Origin of the sequence: Pseudonocardia sp. Ae150A_Ps1 (genome assembly GCF_001932315.1) — a bacterium.
Lineage (GTDB): Bacteria > Actinomycetota > Actinomycetes > Mycobacteriales > Pseudonocardiaceae > Pseudonocardia.
This window is the reverse complement of the sequence record NZ_MCIJ01000001.1, coordinates 5,529,177-5,545,033: the sequence shown is the minus strand read 5'-3', so window position 1 is coordinate 5,545,033 and position 15,857 is coordinate 5,529,177. Positions and strand designations below refer to the sequence as shown.

14 protein-coding genes, 1 tRNA gene and 1 pseudogene are annotated in these 15,857 nt (G+C 73.5%); 5 read left to right on the top strand and 11 right to left on the bottom strand.

Going from position 1 to position 15,857, the window contains the following annotated elements; genetic code table 11:
- Nucleotides 1–7: 7 nt before the first annotated feature.
- The 3 genes from Ae150APs1_RS26095 to Ae150APs1_RS26085 form a co-directional block, all read right to left on the bottom strand.
- The gene (locus Ae150APs1_RS26095; protein ID WP_010224721.1) at nt 8–328 is read right to left on the bottom strand and encodes a hypothetical protein; all 321 of its coding nucleotides are present in this window, start codon (nt 326–328) and stop codon (nt 8–10) included.
- On the bottom strand, nt 325–669 hold the full coding sequence (locus tag Ae150APs1_RS26090) for an STAS domain-containing protein (RefSeq protein WP_010224722.1): 345 nt from the start codon (nt 667–669) through the stop codon (nt 325–327). Before Ae150APs1_RS26090 ends, Ae150APs1_RS26095 begins: the two co-directional genes overlap by 4 nt.
- Before the next feature lie 268 nt (nt 670–937).
- Entirely contained in the window at nt 938–1,759 is an 822-nt protein-coding gene (locus Ae150APs1_RS26085; protein ID WP_075300893.1) for an alpha/beta hydrolase, read from the bottom strand.
- Nucleotides 1,760–1,920: 161 nt separating this feature from the next.
- On the opposite strand from Ae150APs1_RS26085, the gene Ae150APs1_RS26080 reads away from it, so the two are divergent.
- Nucleotides 1,921–2,958, top strand: coding sequence for a helix-turn-helix domain-containing protein (locus Ae150APs1_RS26080; RefSeq protein ID WP_075300892.1), 1,038 nt, complete (start codon nt 1,921–1,923; stop codon nt 2,956–2,958).
- On the opposite strand, the gene Ae150APs1_RS26075 is transcribed toward Ae150APs1_RS26080, so the two are convergent.
- The 5 genes and pseudogenes from Ae150APs1_RS26075 to Ae150APs1_RS26040 all read right to left on the bottom strand — a co-directional run bounded on the left by Ae150APs1_RS26075 (nt 2,860) and on the right by Ae150APs1_RS26040 (nt 10,534).
- A complete protein-coding gene (locus Ae150APs1_RS26075) occupies nt 2,860–3,705 on the bottom strand; it encodes an alpha/beta hydrolase (protein WP_170918136.1) in 846 nt (281 codons plus the stop codon). The genes Ae150APs1_RS26080 and Ae150APs1_RS26075 overlap by 99 nt on opposite strands.
- Nucleotides 3,706–4,100: 395 nt before the next feature.
- Nucleotides 4,101–5,285 carry an acyl-CoA dehydrogenase family protein gene (locus tag Ae150APs1_RS26070; RefSeq protein WP_075300890.1) on the bottom strand — a complete coding sequence of 395 codons (1,185 nt, stop codon included), beginning with the start codon at nt 5,283–5,285 and terminating at the stop codon, nt 4,101–4,103.
- A 106-nt stretch (nt 5,286–5,391) separates the two neighbouring features.
- Nucleotides 5,392–7,320: pseudogene (locus Ae150APs1_RS33990) on the bottom strand (CoA transferase); the annotation flags it as partial.
- A 908-nt stretch (nt 7,321–8,228) separates the two neighbouring features.
- A complete protein-coding gene (locus tag Ae150APs1_RS26045) occupies nt 8,229–9,533 on the bottom strand; it encodes an MFS transporter (RefSeq protein ID WP_075300885.1) in 1,305 nt (434 codons plus the stop codon).
- A gap of 107 nt (nt 9,534–9,640) precedes the next feature.
- Complete coding sequence (locus Ae150APs1_RS26040; protein WP_075300883.1) at nt 9,641–10,534, bottom strand: LysR substrate-binding domain-containing protein; 894 nt, start codon at nt 10,532–10,534, stop codon at nt 9,641–9,643.
- A gap of 63 nt (nt 10,535–10,597) precedes the next feature.
- Here Ae150APs1_RS26040 and Ae150APs1_RS26035 point away from each other — a divergent pair.
- Nucleotides 10,598–10,672 (top strand) — tRNA-Ile (locus Ae150APs1_RS26035).
- Here Ae150APs1_RS26035 and Ae150APs1_RS26030 read toward each other — a convergent pair.
- The 3 genes from Ae150APs1_RS26030 to Ae150APs1_RS26020 form a co-directional block, all read right to left on the bottom strand.
- Nucleotides 10,631–11,218, bottom strand: coding sequence for an NUDIX domain-containing protein (locus tag Ae150APs1_RS26030; RefSeq protein WP_075302613.1), 588 nt, complete (start codon nt 11,216–11,218; stop codon nt 10,631–10,633). The genes Ae150APs1_RS26035 and Ae150APs1_RS26030 overlap by 42 nt on opposite strands.
- Before the next feature lie 30 nt (nt 11,219–11,248).
- On the bottom strand, nt 11,249–13,501 hold the full coding sequence (locus tag Ae150APs1_RS26025; RefSeq protein ID WP_075300881.1) for a DPP IV N-terminal domain-containing protein: 2,253 nt from the start codon (nt 13,499–13,501) through the stop codon (nt 11,249–11,251).
- 126 nt (nt 13,502–13,627) lie between these two features.
- On the bottom strand, nt 13,628–14,599 hold the full coding sequence (locus Ae150APs1_RS26020; RefSeq protein WP_010239481.1) for an NAD(+)/NADH kinase: 972 nt from the start codon (nt 14,597–14,599) through the stop codon (nt 13,628–13,630).
- Nucleotides 14,600–14,879: 280 nt separating this feature from the next.
- Here Ae150APs1_RS26020 and Ae150APs1_RS33985 point away from each other — a divergent pair, with 280 nt between their 5' ends.
- From Ae150APs1_RS33985 to Ae150APs1_RS26005, 3 genes are read left to right on the top strand one after another with little or no spacing between them, the layout of a single operon-like run.
- Nucleotides 14,880–15,152 (top strand): hypothetical protein, encoded by a 273-nt coding sequence (locus Ae150APs1_RS33985; protein ID WP_249266484.1) that lies wholly within the window; start codon nt 14,880–14,882, stop codon nt 15,150–15,152.
- Nucleotides 15,149–15,415 (top strand): hypothetical protein, encoded by a 267-nt coding sequence (locus Ae150APs1_RS26010; protein ID WP_075300879.1) that lies wholly within the window; start codon nt 15,149–15,151, stop codon nt 15,413–15,415. Before Ae150APs1_RS33985 ends, Ae150APs1_RS26010 begins: the two co-directional genes overlap by 4 nt.
- Nucleotides 15,412–15,744 (top strand): rhodanese-like domain-containing protein, encoded by a 333-nt coding sequence (locus Ae150APs1_RS26005; RefSeq protein ID WP_075300877.1) that lies wholly within the window; start codon nt 15,412–15,414, stop codon nt 15,742–15,744. The genes Ae150APs1_RS26010 and Ae150APs1_RS26005 overlap by 4 nt, the downstream gene beginning before the upstream one ends.
- Nucleotides 15,745–15,857: the final 113 nt, after the last annotated feature.

Genomic DNA, 15,857 nt, shown 5'->3' with positions numbered 1-15,857 from the left:
CCGCGGTTCAGCGACCGTCGATCGGCAGTGTCCGGGCGACGAGCACCCGGTGCTCGGCCCACCGGTCCAGCCCCTCGCGGACCGTCGGCAGGTCGGCAGGCCGCCGGCCGCGCAGGTGTTCCTCGTAGCGGCGGCGGCGTCCGCCGACCGGGCCGGGATCGGTCCGGCTCCAGAGCAGGAAGCCCTCGACGACGATCCGGATCCGGCGCCGGGCCGTCTCGTCCAGCGACCGGGTGGCCAGCCAGGCGACGAAGGGTGCGAGCTGGTCGGCGACCACCCGGTCCAGCGCTCCTCCGTCGTCCTTCGCCGGCGCGTCGTCGTGCGTCACGGTCGTCCGCCTTCCGGGGCCGTCGGGAGTCCCGGCGGGCGCACCGCGGGGAACACGAGATCGGGTGCCAGACGCAGCGTCCGCGCCGCGGGTGCGGCGTCGTCGAGGACCACCCGCAGCTCTGCGTCCAGGCAGGCGGCCCGTTCCGCGGCCGCGCGGAGGACCTCCAGTCCGCAGGCGCCGAGGAAGCGGACCTCGTCGAGCTCGACGAGGATCCGGTGTCCGTGCGAGGCGGCGACGACGTCGAGGAGCGTCCGCGCGACCGCGTCCGCGGTCGCGAGGTCGATCTCCCCGGACAGCCGCACGACGGTCGTGCCGGGTCGCAGCCGTTCGACGGCCACCCGTGCCCCCTCCGGGACCGCCGCCGGCGCAGTGGGCGCAGCGCATCCGGACGAGTGCCGTGCTGCGTCGGAACCGTTCATGTGACACCGCCCGAACAGGGGGTACGCAGACCGTGCGTGACCCGGGGAACGTTCAGGGCGTCGTGGTTTGAGCCCGGACGCGGGAGCCGCGCCGACCCGTCCGAAGATCGAGCCTGTTATCCCGGTCACACTATCCGGTCGGCGTCTGCGATGTCCACAGCACGAACGGGCTGCGTCCGCCGGACCGTCAGCTGCGCACCGGCACCACGGCGTGCCGGACCGCCCAGGCGAGGACGAGGTCGGCGATCTCCTCCCAGCCCGGCGCCGCGGGCAGCAGGTGCGGTCTGCCGCCGAACTCGACGACCTCGGTGACCGTGGACGTGCCCCGGTAGTGGGCGGCGTTGGACCACTGCACCTTCGGCGGCATGATCTTGTCCTCGCTCCCACCGACGAACAGCAGCGGCGCCCGGTCCTCGTTGCGGTAGTCGACCCAGGTGCCCTGGTGGCCGGGGGTGAGGTTGGCCAGCGCTGTCTCGAACAGGGTGCGGCCCGACACCGGGACCGCGTAGCGCTCGTAGAGCGCGCGGGCCTCGTCCTCGGGGAAGGTGTTCGTGAACGCGTAGTTCCACTGCTCGAAGTCGTAGCGCACCGCCCGGTGCCGGTTCCCGGGGTTCTTCAGCACCGGGAAGGTGGCCTTCACCTGGGACAGCGGGACCACCGGCACACCCTCGGTCGGCGCCGAGTTCAGCGCGACCCCCGCGGCGCCGAAACCGTGGCCCAGCAGGATCTGGGTGAACGCGCCCCCCGCGGAGTGGCCGATCAGGATCGGGGGCGCCGACAGGCCGCGGACGACCTCCGCCAGCCGGTCCACGATCGCCGGGATCGTGACCTCCTCGACCGGGGAGGGGTCGGCGTTGAGCGACTCCACCTCCGCCTCGAAGCCCGGGTAGGCGGGGGCGATCACCCGGTAGCCCCGGCTCTCGTAGTGGGCGATCCAGTTCTCCCACGACCGGGGCGTCACCCAGAAGCCGTGGATCAGGACGATCGTGTCGGGTGCGGCGTACGTCATACGAGGTGTCCTTCCGGTCGGTCCGGTGGCACTGCGACCGGAACGAAGGTAGGAACAGGGCACGGACCGGACAGCTCCTGTCTGCGGGGTCCTTGTCCCTGGGCGCGCGATCCGGGCGGCGCCCGTGTAGCACCGGCGGGTGCGGCGGCGAGTCCCCGGAGATGCTGCTGCTCGACTCGCGCACCGTGCCCGAGCAGGACCGCGCCGGGACCGTCGCGAGCCGGCTGGCCGAGGCCAGCGGCGCGACCGTCACGCTCGCCCCGCACGAGCGCCTGCACGCGCGCATGGAGCTGTGGCGGCTCGGCAGGCTGGGCCTGTTCCGCAACGAGTCGTCCGGGCTCGCGATGTCCCGCGACGAGCGGCAGGCACGGCGGGACGGCGGGCCGGTCGTCGCACTCGCCGTCCAGGAACGCAGCAGCGCCCGGCACGAGCAGTTCGGCCACCGCCACGACGTACCGGCGGGCGGGTTGATGCTGGTGGACCTCTCGGCCCCGTTCGCGTTCTCCTGGAGCGCCCGGGGCGCGTCGCGGGCGCTGCAGATCCCGCGGGACGCGCTGGAGCTCCCCGCCGACGTCATCCGCGCGGCGGCGCCACGGCTCGGCCGGAGCCCGCTGTCCGACCTGGTGGCACGGCACGTCGTCGACCTGTTCCAGCAGGCCGGGCACCTCGCCGACCGTCCGGAGGCCGCCGCGGTCGGCGGCGCGAGCATCGACCTCGTCCGGGCCCTGCTCTCGTCGGCCGCGGACGGTCCGGCCGCGCACCGCGACGCCGTGCACGAGACCCTGGCGACGCAGGTCCGCGAGGTCGTGCGCCAGAACCTCCGGCGCCCCGACCTGGGCCCCGAGCTGGTCGCGGCCGCGCTCAACATCTCGGTCCGCCACCTCTACGAGGTCTGCTCCCGGGCCGGCATCAGCCTGGAGCAGCTCGTCATCACGCGGCGGCTCGACGGGGCGCACCAGGAGCTCGCCGGCCCCGGCTCGTCGCACCGGACGATCGGCGCGATCGCCCACGGCTGGGGCTTCCGGGACCCCGCCCACTTCAGCCGCAGGTTCAAGGCCGCGTACGGCATCACCCCGCGGGAGCGGCGCGCCCGTGCGGGATCAGGACGCGGACCGCACGGCGGCGAGCACGTGGGCGGTCAGCGCCTCCGGGGCGTCGAGCTGGATCAGGTGCCCGGCCCCGGGGACCAGGTGCAGTGACGACCCCGGGATCGCGGCGGCCAGCCGGTGCGCCCGGTCCACCGGGATCCAGGTGTCCTCGGTGCCCCAGACGATCCGGACCGGCAGGTCGAGCTCGCCGTAGCGGGGCTCGATCTCGTCGGTGAACCGCTCGTCGGCCTGGGCGATCTGCCGGTAGAACGCGGTCTGCCCCGCTGCCGGGAGCCAGGGTCCCACCAGCATGTCCTCGTCGTCGGCGCGCAGCTCGCGGTGGGCGGCCCCACGGACGTAGGCGCGCACCAGCGCCTCGTGCAACGGGGCGGGGAGACCGGCGAACGCCGCCACGTGGTCCCGGACCAGCCGGAAGAACGGCGATCCCCACGGGGCGAGCGCGACGACGTCGACGAGCGTCAGCGACGCGTACGCCGCGCCGTGCAGCAGGTGGGCGCGCAGCGACACCGCGCCCCCGTAGTCGTGCGCGACCACGTGCGGACGGTCCAGGCCCCAGCGCTCCAGCAGCGCCGCCAGCACCCGCCCCTGGGCCGCCAGCGACACGTCCGATCCCTCCGCCATCGACGACGCGCCGTAGCCCGGCATGTCCCAGAGGTACACCCGGAACTCGGTGGCCAGTACGGCCGCGATCGGCGCCCACAGCCGCGACGACCAGGGCGTCCCGTGGCAGAACACGACCGGCGGGCCGTCGCCGGACACCGACCAGCGGATCCGGTGCCCGTCGACGTCGATCTCGTCGGCCGGGTCCGGGACCGTGTCGGACGTGCGGTCGGCCATCGGGTCGGTGCCTCCTGGTTCGGCGACAAGTGGCACCGGAACGGTACGGGGCGGCCCGGCCGTCCGGGGTCCCGTCGCAGGTGCCCGATCCCGGCCACCCGTTCGGACGCACCATTCGGGACCACGGTTGCGTCCGCTTCGACCTTGACCTGTCCGGATCGCGTTTCACCTGGTCAAGTCGGCTGTGGATCCTTGACCGTCGAATTCGGTCGGCGCTACGTTCTCCGGTCTGAACGGCAGGGTGACGGCCGGTGAACGGAGGTGATCCCCCCATGGGCAAGAAGAAGAAGGACAAGAAGAAAAAGAAGTGACGTGACGGTCCGGCACCCCCGCGGCGAGGTCCTCGTCGTGGGCGGTCCCGGATCCCGTCCTGACGGACGGGCCGCGCTCCCACCTCAGCGGAAGGCGCCGATCCCGGTGAGCGCCTTGCCGACGGTGAGCTGGTGGACCTCCGAGGTGCCCTCGTAGGTCAGCACCGACTCGAGGTTCGCCGCGTGCCGCAGCACCGGGTACTCGAGCGTGATCCCGTTCGCGCCCAGGATCGTGCGGCTCGTCCGGGCGATCTCCAGCGACTCCCGGACGTTGTTCAGCTTGCCGATGCTGATCTGCTCCGGCGTGATCGTGCCCGCGTCCTTGAGCCTGCCCAGGTGCAGAGCCAGCAGCATCGCCTTGTCCAGCTCGACGGCCATGTCGGCGAGCTTCGCCTGGGTGAGCTGGAACCCGGCGAGCGGCCGGTCGAACACCGGGCGCGCGAGCGCGTAGCCGATCGCGGACTCCAGGCAGTCCCGGGCGGCTCCGGGCGCACCGAACACGATCCCGAACCGCGCCTCCGACAGGCAGCTCAACGGACCGCGCAGGCCGGTGACCCCGGGGAGCACGGCTGTGGCCGGGAGCCGGACCCCGTCGAGCACCAGTTCCGAGGTCACCGAGGCCCGCAGCGAGAGCTTGCCGGGGACGGCGCGGGCGGTGAATCCGGGCGTGCCCGCCGGGACGACGAACCCGCGGATGCCGTCGTCGGTCCGCGCCCAGACGACCGCGACGTCGGCGACCGAGCCGTTGGTGATCCACATCTTGGTGCCGTCGAGGACCCAGTCGGCGTCCGGGCCGTTGCCGTCGCGGCGGGCCCGGGTGCGCATCCCCGACGGGTCGGACCCGAAGTCCGGCTCGGTGAGGCCGAAGCAGCCGATCGCCCGGCCGGCCGCCATCGCCGGCAGCCACTCCTGCCGGTGCTCCTCGGACCCGAACGCGTGGATCGCGTACATCGCCAGCGAGCCCTGCACCGAGACCAGGCTGCGGATGCCGGAGTCGACGGCCTCCAGCTCGTGGCACGCGGCGCCGTAGGCGGTGGCCGAGGTCCCGGCGCAGCCGTGGCCCTCCAGGTGCATGCCGAGCACCCCCAGCTCGCCCAGCTCGACCGCGAGCTCGCGCACCGGCAGCTCGCCGGTCTCGAACCAGCCGGCCACGTGCGGCCGGAGCCGCTCGTCGCAGAACCGGCGGACGGTGTCGCGGATCGCGCGCTCCTCCTCGCCGAGCAGGGCGTCGAGGTCGAGCAGGTCCAGGGAGCGGGTCGCGGTGGTCACGGGGTCCTCCGGGGGGGGTGACGTGCAGGGCGTCGAGCACGTCGTCGGTGTGCTGTCCGAGCAGGGGCGGCGCGGTCCGCACGGCGGGGCGCGTGCCGTGGTAGTTGACGGGGAACCCGACCTGGCGGATCGGGCCGGCGGTCGGGTGTTCCACGGTCGAGACGATCCCGAGCGCCTCGGTGTGCGGGCTGGTGTAGACCTCGTGGAGGTCGCGGATCGGGGCGGCCGGGACACCGTCGGCCCGCAGCAGCTCGCACCACTGCGCGACGGTGCGCGGGGCGAGCGCCTTCTCGATCAGCGCGACCAGGTCGGCCCGGTGGGTGACCCGGTCGGCGTTGGTGCGGAACCGCGGGTCCTCGGCGAGCTCGGGCCGCTCCAGCGCCGAGCACAGCCGTGTCCACAGCGTGTCGTTGCCGACGGCGATCACGACGTAGCCGTCCGCGGCCGGGAACGCCTGGTACGGCACCAGGTTGGGGTGTCCGGAGCCGAGCCGCCGCGGCGTCTCGCCGGTCGCGAAGTAGCCGGTCGCCCAGTTGATGTGCAGCGCCAGCTGGGTCTCGTACAGCGACGTCGTCAGATACTGCCCGAGCCCGGTGCGTGACCGCTCGACCAGCGCCGACAGCACCCCGATCGCGCCGAACAGGGCGGCGCCGAGGTCGCCCATCGCGTAGCCGGCCTTCAGCGGCGGCCCGTCGGGCTCCCCGGTGAGCGACATGAGCCCGGCGGTGGCCTGGGCGACCATGTCGTAGCCGGGCTCGTCGCGCATCGGTCCGTCGTCGCCGAACGCCGAGATGTGCAGGACGACCAAGTGCGGGTGCCGCTCGGACAGCTCACGGTGGTCGAACAGCCGCTGCAGGCTGCTGCCGGGCCGGAAGTTCTCGACGACGACGTCGGCGTCGCGCAGCATCGCCTCGACCGTCGCGCGGCCCTCGTCGGACTTCAGGTCGACGGTCACCGACCGCTTGTTCCGGTTCGCCGCCAGGTAGTAGGTGGCGTCGGAGCCCTGGAACGGCGGGCCCCACTGCCGGGTCGGGTCGCCGCCGTCGGGGTGCTCGACCTTCACGACGTCGGCGCCCAGGTCGGCGAGGGTCATGCCGACGTAGGGCCCGGCGAGGATCTTCGACAGGTCGACGACCCGGATCCCGTCGAGCGGGCGCGCGGTGCGCGGTGCGCCGGTCCCCTCCTCCGCGGAGACGCCGGGGATCCGCACGGGCTCCGGCAGCGGACCGCCGTCGGCGATGACGCCGAGGTGGTCGAGCGCGGCGACAGGGGTGGCGCCCGGGTCGTCGAGCCGGTGCAGCACCGTCTCGGCGACGAGCAACGACCGGTGGTCACCGTCGGCGTGGAGCCGGTGCTCGGCCTGCTCCAGCAGCAGCGTCGCCATCAGGGTCTCTGCGACGTCGCCGGCCCAGCGGGCGATGCCGATCTCCTGCTCGCCGGCCGGGCTCCCGAGGAGCCGGTCCGCGTCCGCGGCGAGCCGGGACCAGCGCTCCCCCAGCCGCCGCGCCGCGCCGTCGGTGAGCGGGTGACGCACGGCGTCGAGGCGGGCCCGGTAGGTCGTCGCGAGGAGCCGGTGGGTGCCCTCCTTGCGCAGGCAGCGCAGGATGTCCAGCGCGATGACGTTCGACGAGCCCTCCCAGATGGACCCGAGATGGGCGTCGCGCAGGAGCCGGGGATCGACGAAGTCCTCGATGTAGCCGTTGCCGCCACGGATCTCCATCGTCTCGCCGGTCACGAACCGGGCCCGCTTGCAGACCGTGTACTTGGCGAGCGGCGTGAGGATCCGGATCAGCGACCGGGCCGCGGGATCGGCTGCGTCGCGGGTGACCTCGCCGAACGTGACGGCGTCGGCGGCGTCGAGCCGGTCGGCGCACTCCAGCACCAGGGCCAGCGACGCCTCGGCGTCCAGCAGCAGCGGCAGCAGCGTGGCCCGCATCAGCGGCTTGTCGAACAGCGCCGTCCCGGACACGACCCGCTCCCGGGTGTGGTCCACGGCCTCCCGCACGGCCCGCCGCATCAGCGCCGCCGAGCGCATGGCGTTGGACAGGCGCGAGACGTTGACCATCTCGGCCATCTGCAGGAACCCGCGGGACAGCTCGCCGACCGGTTGCGCCCAGGCCCCCTCCAGCGTCACCTCGCCGCTGGCCATCGACCGCGTCCCCAGCTTGTCCTTGAGCCGGTCGACGCGGACCGCGTTGCGGCTGCCGTCGGGGCGTGTCCGCGGCACCAGGAACATCCCGAGCCCGCGGGTCCCCTCGCCCTGTCCCGGTACCCGGGCCAGGGTGAGCACGACGTCCGCGGTGACGTTGGAGCAGAACCACTTCCGCCCGGTCAGCGTCCAGTGGTCGCCGTGGTCGGTCGCCTCGGTGGCGGTCCGCCCGACATCGGTGCCGCCGTCGATCTCGGTCATGAACATCGCGCCGGTGGCGGCGGTGGCCGGGTCGGTGGAGCTGAGGGCGTCGATCTCGGCGGCGAACCGGCCGGCGTCGAACAGGCGCAGGATGCGGGCCGCGGAGTCGGTCATCGACAGCGGGCACGCGATGCCGAACTCGGACTGCACGAACAGGTACGACAGCGCGTACTTGACGACGTGCGGGGTGCGGCCGGGCCACCCGTTGACGCCCGGGCGGTGCGACATCGCGGCCAGGCCGAACCGGTGGAACGCGACCTCGGCGAGGCCGTCGTAGGCGGGGTGGAACTCGATCTCGTCGATCCTTTCCCCGGACGGCGCGAACGGGACGTGCCGGGGCGGGTGGCGGTCGGCTGTCCGGGCGAGCCGGTCCACCTCTCCCCCGGCCGCGGCGCCCATGGCGTCGAGCAGCGGGCCGGCACGGTCCCGGTCGGCGGGGGCCAGCACGCGGTCCAGCATCGGGCGCAGTGCCGGGTCCCGGTCGGCGACGTTCACGGAGAGTTCCTCCCGGAGTGGGGTCGGGTGCGGGGCGGTCATCGGTCCGCCCAGGTGCTGCGCCGGATCAGGGCGGCGGTGCAGACGATCGAGACGACGACGTAGCCCAGGCCGAGCACGACGACCGACCAGATGCTGCCGGTGGCGACCAGCAGGGTCTGCGAGACCAGTGGCGCGGTGCCGGCGAACACCGTGGTGCAGAGCTGGTAGGCCAGCGAGGTGGCGGTGTAGCGGACGTCGACCGGGAAGACCTCGGAGAGGATCCCGGCCAGCGCGGCGTAGAACATCGCGTGCGGCACCGTCGCCAGCGCCATCCCGAGCATCGCCAGGCCGAGCGAACCCGTCTGCACGAGCACGAACATCAGGGGCAGCAGCACGATCTCGGGGAGCAGCATCCAGAGCACGGCGCGCCGCAGGTCGATCCGGCTGGCGAGCACCGCCCCGAACGGCTGCACGATCACCTGGACGACGAGCGCCACGGTGATCACGGTCAGGAACGTGGTCCGGTCGAACCCGATCTCGGTCGTGGCCCAGGACAGCGCGAACGTCGTCTTCACGTAGGTGATCGCCACGCCCGCGGCACCGGCGCCGACCCCGATCGCGACCAGCAGGCGGTGCTTGCGCAGGACCTCCGCGATCGGCAGCTTCGCGGTGCGCCGCGACTCCAGCAGCGCGGTCATCTCGGGCGTCTCGGCCATCCGCAGCCGGATGAACAGGCCCACCATCAGCAGGAGCAGCGACGCGATGAAGGGCACCCGCCAGCCCCAGGAGGCGAACGCCTCCTCGTCGAGCTGGGAGATGCCGAGGAAGGCCAGGGTGGCGAGGAGGTTGCCCACCGGCGAGCCCTGCTGGGCGAACGCGCCGTAGAGGATGCGCTTGTGGCGGGGCGCGTACTCGGTCGCGATCAGGACCGCGCCGCCCCACTCACCGCCCATGGCGACGCCCTGCACCATGCGCAGCACGATCAGCAGCACCGGGGCCAGGACGCCGATCTGCGCGTAGGTCGGCAGCAGGCCGACGCCCGCCGTCGCGACCGCCATCATCGACAGCGTCGTGACGAGCGCCGTCTTGCGGCCGACGCGGTCGCCGATGTGCCCGAACACGATCCCGCCGATCGGGCGGGCGAGGAACCCGACCCAGAACGTCCCGAACGCGGCGAGCGTGCCGAGCACCGGGTTCATGTCGGGGAAGAACAGCTGCCCGAACACCAGCGCGGACGCGGTGCCGTAGATGTAGAAGTCGAACCACTCGACGGTCGTCCCGATGAAGGCGGTGACGCCGGCCTTCCGGGCCTCCCTCGGCATCGCCGTCGTCGTCTCGGTGCGGGGTACGGAGTCGGTCATCGCAGACTTCCTTGTCGGCGTGCGGGGGTCTGCGACGACTGTGTCAGCGAGGATTATGCCTGGTAAAAGACCAATTCAGTCCGGCATTGAGACTGCTTTGGCAACAGTTAGGACTGTGCCGTCGGCAGCACCCGCTCGGCGACGTCGAGCACGGCCCGCAGCGCCCGCGACGGGTTGTCCGCCCGCCACGCCAGTGCGATCGGCAGCGCGGGCGGCTCGTCGCTCAGGGGCCGGAAGACCACGTGCCCGGTGTGGATGCGCTGCGCCGACGAGACCATCAGCGCCACACCCACCTCGGCCCCAACCAGGGTCAGCATCGTGTACGAGTCCGGCGCCTCCTGGGCGATGCGCGGCGTGAACCCTGCGTCGAAGCACGCCCGGTGCGCGGCGTCGCGGACCGCCGACCCGCCGGCGGCGGGGAACGACACGAACGGCTCCGACGCCAGCTCGGCCAGCGCGACCGACTCCTGCCCGGCCAGCCGGTGCCGGTCCGGCAGCGCGACGACGATGCGCTCCAGGCGGACGACCCGCGCGTCCAGCCCGGTCCGCACCGGGACCGCCGCGAACCCGATGTCGAGCCGCCCGTCGGCGACGTCGTTGAGCGCCTGCCCCGAGTACGTCTGCCCGCGCAGCACCAGTTCGATCCCCGCCAGCTCCGAGGTGACGGCCCGGGTCAGCAGGGGCAGCACGTCGTAGCTGCTGGCACCGGCGAACCCGATGCTGACCCTGCCGACCTCGCCGTGCCCGGCCGCGCGCACCGCCCGCTCGGCCAGCGCCGCCTCGTCGAGCAGGCGGCGGGCGTGCTCCAGCAGCGCGTCGCCCTGCGCGGTCAGCGCGACGCTGCGGGTGCTGCGCTCGAACAGCTGCGCGCCGAGCTCGTCCTCCAGCGTCCGGATCCGCCGGCTCAGCGGGGACTGGGCCACGTGCAGGCGCTCCGCCGCGCGTCCGAAGTGGAGTTCCTCGGCCACGGCGACGAAGGCCGCGAGGTGACGCAGCTCCATGGGGGTCATTGTTCCCGCCGCTCGTCGTGAGGGGTGGTCGCCTCGGGTAATCTGCGCGCCGCAGCGGCGGTAGCTCAACTGGTCAGAGCAGCGGACTCATAACCCGTCAGGTTGCCGGTTCGAGCCCGGCCCGCCGCACGGCCGCGATGCCAGGTGGTGGAGCACCGCGACCAGGGTCCCGGCTCCGAGCAGCTCGCCACGGGCGGCGAGATCGGTCATCCGCGACAGCGGGACCCACTCGACGGTCCCCACCTCCTCGGCGTCGGTCGGCTCGCCGATCCGCTCGAACTCCCGCCACAGGTACACCGCCGTCGGCGCGGTCACGTTGCCCGGCAACGGCTCGAAGCCGACCAACCTCGTCGGCTCGCCGACCGGCGCCCATCCCGACTCCTCGGCCGCCTCGCGCGCCGCGGTCGCCGCGGGCTCCTCCCCGTCCTCGACGAGGCCGCCCAGCAACTCGTACCCCCACTGACCGGGGATGAACCGGTAGCGCCGCAGCATCAGGACCCGGTCGGCGTCGTCGACCAGCAGCGCCACGGCGATCCGCGCCAGATGGACGACGTGGTACTCCCACCGCTCCCCGTTCGGCGCCCGGACGTCGACCAGGCCCAGCCGGACCCATCGGTCGTCGTAGACCGTCCGCTCTCCGAACGTCTGCCACCCGCCACTGCCCTGTCCGGTCATGCCGGGACCCTAGTGGCGCCGAGGCACCCGTCAGCCCTCGAGCGGGAGGGGCGCGACCCGGTACCGCGGCGGCTCGGTCCCGTGCAGGTGCCGGACGAGGTGGTCCCAGGTCCGCCGCACGACGTGGTGCCGGCGCTGGTGCAGCGAGTGCTCCCCGCCGGGGACGATCAGCATGTCGACGTCCTTGTCGGCCGCGACGAGCGCGTCGACCAGCCGCAGCGTCTGGGTGGGGTGCACGTTGTCGTCGAGCTCCCCGTGGATCAGCAGCAGCTTCCCTTGCAGGTTCGCCGCGAGCGCCGGGTTGGAGATCGCGCGCAGGCTCTCCTCGCCGACGTCGCCGTGGTACTGCTCGGCCCAGAACGGCTGGTAGACGCCGTTGTCGTGGTTCCCTGCCAGCGCGACGCCCACGGAGTAGAACCCGGGATGGGCCAGCAGCGCGCGGGCGGTGGCGAAGCCGCCGCCGGAGTGGCCGGTGATCCCGACGCGCCCGGTGTCGATCCAGGGGTGCCGCAGCCCGAGCTCGCGGATCGCGGCCACGTGGTCGGCGAGCGCACCGGCGTCGCCGAGCGCTCCGTAGGAGTGGTCGTGGAAGGCCTTGCTCCGGCCCGGGGTGCCACGCCCGTCGATCGCGACGACGACGAACCCGAGCGCCGCCAGCGCCTCCGGGTCCCCCGTGGCGTCGTTGTCGAAGCCCGACGACGTCCGGCTGACCTGCGGCCCCGGGTAGACGTGGTCGACGACCGGGTAGCGACGGCCGGGTTCGAAGCGGTGCGGCCGCCACAGCAGTCCGTACACCGGCGTCGTCCCGTCGGCGGCGGTGGCGCGGAAGCGCTCCGGCGGGGTCCAGCCCAGCATCCGCAGCTCGTCGGCGTCCGGGGACTCGAGCTCGACGAGCACCCGCCCGTCGGCGTCCAGCACCCGCGAGCGCGGCGGGACGGCCGGGGTCGACGCCCGGTCGACGACGTAGCCGCCCCCGGGCGGGCAGACGGCGTCGTGGTCGAGCTCGTCGTCGGTGAGCCGGGTGACGCCGGTGCCGTCGAGGTCCACACGGCAGATCTGGCGGACGTACGGGTCGTCGCCGACCAGCCCACCGGCCAGGAAGAACACCCGACGGCGCTCCTCGTCGACCCCGAGGATCCTCGTGACCAGCCACGGCCCGGAGGTCAGCTGCACGGGGTCCGCGCCGTCGGCGGGGTACAGGTACAGGTGCCCCCAGCCGTCGCGCTGGGACCACCAGAGGATCTCGCCGCCCTCGAGCACGCGCACCATCGGCAGCTCGCCGAAGGTGTACTGCGGCATCGGGTCGAGCCGGGTACGGCCGGTCTCGCTCACCAGCGTGGTGCTCTCACCGGTGGCCGGGTCCATCCGGCGCAGCTCCAGCGAGCGCCCGTCGCGGGAGTGGTGCAGCACGTGCACCCACTCCCCCGCCGGCCCGGACCACCAGCGGTACACCTGCATCGCCGACGGGTGGGTGACGACGTACGGCTCGTCCCGCTGACGCACCACGCTGCCGGTGGCGACGTCCAGGACGTTCCACGACATCGTCGGCTGCGCCTCGTCCCCCGGGATCGCGGTGCGGTAGCGGTGCTCCCGCGGACGGCCGCCGTCCGGCGGCGCGGACTCGACGAGCACCTGCTCTGCCACGTGCCGCTGGTCGAGGCGGTGGACCAGGATCCGGGTGGAGTCCGGCGACCAGGCCAGGACCGGTGCGGGGTCCAGGCCGAACGAGCGCATCAACGTCCGGTGGCCGAAGAAGTCGAGCACGCCGCCGTAGCCGTGATCGGGCTCGGCGTCGTCGGTCAGGGCGAACTCCTCCTTCCCGTCCCGTGATCGGACCCGGACGTCGCCGTCACGGAGGAACGCGACCCACGCCCCGTCCGGCGACGAATGCTCCCCCGGCCCCGCCGGTCGGCCACCATCGGCCTCCCCGTCGACACGCACGCAGTCTCCTGTCTCCCCCGACCATGACCACCGGGCATCGAACGCGCTGAACAGCACCCGGTCACCGTCGACGTCGAGGTCACCGAGCACCAGCGACGCGCCGTCGACGGCATGCCCGGACGCCTCCGACAGCGCCGCGGCGAGCCGGTCGTGGTCGACGAGGTCCCGCCGCGTTCCCGCCGCCGGGTCGACGACGACGTGGCGCGGACCGACCTGGTAGCGGAACCGGGCCCCGCCGGACAGCCAGTGCGGGGTCACCGCGGCACCGCGGACGCGACGAGCGCGGTGCGGGGCGAGCATCTGTTCCGCACGCGCGTAGTTCGCGTCGGTGAGCGGGGTCATCGGGCCGTCCCTCCGGGTCGGTGCGGCGCCGGGAGCGGCGCCCGTCGCCGACAGCGGACACCGTGCCGTCGCGGCCGGCTCAAGCCCGGCGTGGCTGCGATCACGCGATCGGGCGAGGGACCCGGATCAGCTCCGCGGCCGCTCCCGGCCCCGTTCGAGCACCTCCCGCAGCCGGACGGGATCGGACTGCAGGTCCGCAGGCAGCAGCTCGACGATCTGCTCCGGGCGCAGCGGCAGGTCGAGCAGGCTGAGCTTGATCCGGCTGCGCCGGGCGTGGGCGTCCGGGTCGAGCCGGACGACCTGGGCGGCGTCGGCGCGCAGGCGCGCTGTCAGGGTCGCGTCGGGACCGAGGTCGCCCCACCGGGTGCCGTCGAGCTGCAGCTCCGCGCTGCGGCTCGACGGATCGAGGTGCAGGGCGACGGTGTCCCCGGCCGGGAGGACGATCGACCGGCTCACGCCCGACATCGGGGCGACCGGGGTGATCGTCAGGACGTCGGCGCCGGGCGACACGACCGGCCCGCCGGCGGCGTAGTTGTAGGCGGTCGAGCCGGTCGGGGTGCTGAGCACGAGGGCGTCGCACCGGTAGTAGCCGTAGTGCGCACCGTCGACGACCAGGTCGGCGACGACCGACGACCCGGGCGAGTTCCGGCACAGCACCAGGTCGTTGAACGCCGACCCGGACACCTCGTCGTGGTCGGCGTCGATGCAGCTGTGCGGCTCGACGACGTAGTCCCCCGCACCGAGCCGGTCGAGCGCCGCGGGCAGCCCCGACGGCTCGACCTCGACGAGGAAGCCGACGTTGCCGTGGTTGACCCCGATCACCGGGACCGGGCGGGCCGCGACCAGGCGCATCGCGCCGAGCATCGTCCCGTCTCCCCCGAGGCTGACGACCGCGTCGACGCGGTCGAGGAACCCGGGCTCGTCGAGCACGGTGACGTCGGTCCCGAGCCGGGCCGCGTCCCGCGGCCGGACGACGACGTCCGCGTCGTGCCCCGCCGCCCACGCCAGGACGGTGCGCACCGAGTCGTCCACCGCCTTCGACGGGTGCACGACGAGTCCGATGTGCAGGTCGGCGCCGTCGGCGCGGGTGACCACCATGACCGTTCCTCCCGATGCGTGCGACGGGGCGGGTGCCCACCGCACACCACCCCATCATCGCGAACCCCGGGCACGCCGTCCCCGGGCGTACTTTCAGCTAGGCTGAAACTCATGGAAGCCTTCCTGCTGTCCGTCCACGTCGTGGCGGGCATCCTCTTCGTCGGCCCGGTCGCCGTGACGACCAGCCTGTTCCCCCGGTACGCAACGGTGACCGTCGCAGCGGCCGGCGCGGAGCCCCGACGTCGCCCGCCTGCTGCACCGCATCACCCGCGTCTACGGCGTGCTGGCGATCGGGGTCCCGGTCGTCGGCCTCGTGCTGGCCGCCGTCCAGGGCCGGACGACGGAGGTGTGGGTCGTCGTCGCGATGGTGCTGACCGCCCTCGCCGGCGGGCTGCTCGCACTGCGGATCGCGCCGGACCAGCGCGAGGCGCTCGACCGCCCCGACGACGGCACCCGGCTGCGGCGGCTCGCCATGACGTCCGGCGTGTTCAACCTGCTGTGGGCGGTCGTCGTCGTCCTCATGATCGTGCGGCCCGGATCGGACAGCACGTGACCGGGCTGCTGCGCACCCTGGCCGCGCTGTCCGCACTCGAGCTCGTCAGCGTGCTCGCACTGCTGGTGAACCTCGCGACCCTGCACGACGCGACCGTCGCGAGCGTCGTCGGCCCGGCCCACGGTGCGCTCTACCTCGCCGTGGCCGTCACCGCCCTGCTCGGACGCGGACTGACACCGTGGACCCGGATCGGCGCGATACTCCCCGTCCTGAGCGGCCCGCTCACGATGGTCAACGTGCGACGGGAGGCACGGACACCGTGAACCTGCGCCACCACCTGCGCCGGGCACCGGCCGTCGATGCGGCCGACGCGGTCCGGCTCGTCGCGGACGGCGCGCTCGTCGTCGACGTCCGGCGAGCCTTCGAGTGGAAGCGGCAGCACATCCCGGACGCCGTGCACATGCCCCTCGAGGTCCTGCCCGAACGCTGTGTCGAGCTCCTGGACGACCGTCTCCTCATCACGTTCTGCACCGGCGGGCTCCGCTCCGCCGGAGCGGCGAACCTGTTGCGAGAGAACGGGTTCGACGCGGTCAACATGACCCGCGGACTGATCGGCTGGCGGGCGGCGGGCGGGGCGCTCACGACGAGCTGACCGGTCAGGCCGTCCGCCCCGGACGGAGAGCCCGCAACGGCACCGGTGACGGATCGGTCCGGATCCGGCAGGCTGTGCCCGGACCGCAACGACGCGGCCGACCGGCACCGGAG

Bases quoted from the DNA above. Each gene is read 5' to 3' on its own strand.
- Ae150APs1_RS26085 (WP_075300893.1), bottom strand. From the start codon at position 1,759: ATGACGTACGCCGCACCCGACACGATCGTCCTGATCCACGGCTTCTGG.
- Ae150APs1_RS26080 (WP_075300892.1), top strand. From the start codon at position 1,921: ATGCTGCTGCTCGACTCGCGCACCGTGCCCGAGCAGGACCGCGCCGGG.
- Ae150APs1_RS26075 (WP_170918136.1), bottom strand. From the start codon at position 3,705: ATGGCCGACCGCACGTCCGACACGGTCCCGGACCCGGCCGACGAGATC.
- Ae150APs1_RS26045 (WP_075300885.1), bottom strand. From the start codon at position 9,533: ATGACCGACTCCGTACCCCGCACCGAGACGACGACGGCGATGCCGAGG.
- Ae150APs1_RS26040 (WP_075300883.1), bottom strand. From the start codon at position 10,534: ATGGAGCTGCGTCACCTCGCGGCCTTCGTCGCCGTGGCCGAGGAACTC.
- Ae150APs1_RS26030 (WP_075302613.1), bottom strand. From the start codon at position 11,218: ATGACCGGACAGGGCAGTGGCGGGTGGCAGACGTTCGGAGAGCGGACG.
- Ae150APs1_RS26025 (WP_075300881.1), bottom strand. From the start codon at position 13,501: ATGACCCCGCTCACCGACGCGAACTACGCGCGTGCGGAACAGATGCTC.
- Ae150APs1_RS26020 (WP_010239481.1), bottom strand. From the start codon at position 14,599: ATGGTGGTCACCCGCGCCGACGGCGCCGACCTGCACATCGGACTCGTC.